This is a genomic window from Micromonospora sp. M51, from assembly GCF_018070305.1.
GTDB lineage: Bacteria > Actinomycetota > Actinomycetes > Mycobacteriales > Micromonosporaceae > Micromonospora > Micromonospora parva.
In genome coordinates this window covers 1-1,865 of record NZ_JAGPXZ010001002.1, presented here as the reverse complement: position 1 = coordinate 1,865, position 1,865 = coordinate 1, and the positions used below count along the sequence as shown (strand labels likewise).

2 protein-coding genes are annotated in these 1,865 nt (G+C 71.3%); one reads left to right on the top strand and one right to left on the bottom strand.

The genetic code is table 11. From position 1 onward, the window contains the following. Positions 1-1,267 (top strand): ABC transporter ATP-binding protein (locus KBX53_RS31775; protein ID WP_210863497.1); only part of this gene is annotated, 1,267 nt, incomplete at its 5' end. Between the two features lie 87 nt (positions 1,268-1,354). Here KBX53_RS31775 and mug read toward each other — a convergent pair. After that, a partial coding sequence (mug, locus tag KBX53_RS31770) for a G/U mismatch-specific DNA glycosylase (protein WP_210863495.1) occupies positions 1,355-1,865 on the bottom strand: 511 nt, incomplete at its 5' end.

Here is a 1,865-nt window from a genome sequence, read left to right as displayed (position 1 = left end):
GCTGGTGAAGCTCTTCGGTCAGCCCGAGATCGAGGCCCGCCGGTTCGCCGGGCGGGCCGAGCGGGTCCGCGACATCGGCATCCAGTCCGCCATGTACTCCCGCACCTTCTTCGTGGCGATGCTGTTGGTCGCCTCGCTGGCGCAGGCGCTGACCTACGGCCTCGGCGGCTGGCTCGCGGTGACCGGCGGTGTCAGTGCGGGCACCGTGGTGACCCTCGCGTTGCTGCTCACCCGCCTGTACGGTCCGCTCACCGCGCTCTCCAACGTCCGGGTGGACGTGATGAGCGCGCTGGTCTCCTTCGACCGGGTCTTCGAGGTGCTCGACCTCAAGCCGGGCATCGTGGAGAAGCCCGACGCCGTGGCGGTGCCGCGTGGCAGCGGCCGGGTCGACTTCCGCGACGTGCGGTTCCGCTACCCGAGCGCCGCCGAGATCTCCCTCGCCTCGCTGGAGGAGGTCGCCACCCTCGACCGGACGATCAACGAACCGGTGCTCAAGGGCGTCTCGTTCAGCGTCGAGCCGGGGCAGATGGTCGCGCTGGTCGGCCCGTCCGGGGCGGGCAAGTCGACGCTGTCGATGCTCATCTCCCGGATCTACGACGTCAGCGACGGCCAGGTGCTGGTCGGCGGGGTGGACGTGCGCGACGCGACGCTCGCCTCCCTGCGCGACGAGATCGGTGTGGTCACCCAGGATTCGCACCTGTTCCACGAGACGATCGCCGAGAACCTGCGCTACGCCAAGCCGGACGCCACCGACGACGAGATCTGGGCCGCGCTGGCCGGAGCGCAGGTCGCCGACCTGGTCCGGTCGCTGCCCGACGGGCTGGACACCACCGTGGGGGAGCGCGGCTACCGGTTCTCCGGCGGCGAGAAGCAGCGCATCGCCATCGCCCGCCTGCTGCTCAAGGCCCCGTCGATCGTGATCCTCGACGAGGCGACCGCACACCTGGATTCGGAGAGCGAGGCGGCGGTGCAGCGTGCGCTGTCGGTGGCGCTGACCGGGCGGACCGCCCTGGTGATCGCGCACCGGCTCTCCACGGTGCGCGATGCCGACCAGATCCTCGTTCTCGACGGCGGGCGGATCGTCGAGCGGGGGCGACACGACGAACTGGTGGCGGTCGGCGGGCTCTACGCCGAGCTGTACCGGACCCAGTTCGCTGTCGCCGACTCGCCCACCCCGTTCGTCGACGCGACCGGCCCCGAGCCGGTGGTCATGCCACTGGGCACGTACGTCGCGGACGAGGCCATGCCGCCCGCCGCCGCCAACTGACGGCTGCCGGCCTTGATCGACTCGGGTTCCCTGAAGTCGGGGTGTCCTGGTCGCGTTGACCGCCCGACTTCCTGAAAACCGAGTCGATCAAGGGGCGGTTACCTCGGTGGCCTCCCGCAACTCGGCGAACGCCAGGCCCAGGGTGACCGGGGTGAAGTGGGCGTTCAGGCCGCTCGGGTTGGGCAGCACCCACAGCCGCGCCCCGGCCAACGACTCCGGTTGCGGCCCGAAGGTTGCCTTGGGCCGTTGGAAACCGATCCGGTACGCGGTCACCCCCACCACCGCCACCCAACGCGGCCGGTACCGGGCCACCTTGTCGGTCAGGATCGCCGCTCCGTCGAGGAGTTCCTCGGTGCTGAGCTCGTCCGCGCGGGCGCTGGCCCGGGCGGCCATGTTGGTGATGCCGAGCCCGAGCGAGGGCAGCTCGTCCTGTTCGCTGGGGTGCAGCAGTCGGGGAGTGAACCCGCCCCGGTGCAGGGCAGGCCAGAACCGGTTGCCGGGCCGGGCGAAGTGCCAGCCGGTGGCAGCCGACCAGAGGCCGGGGTTGATGCCGACGAAGAGCACCGCCAGCCCCGGCGCGAGCACGTCGGGGATGGTC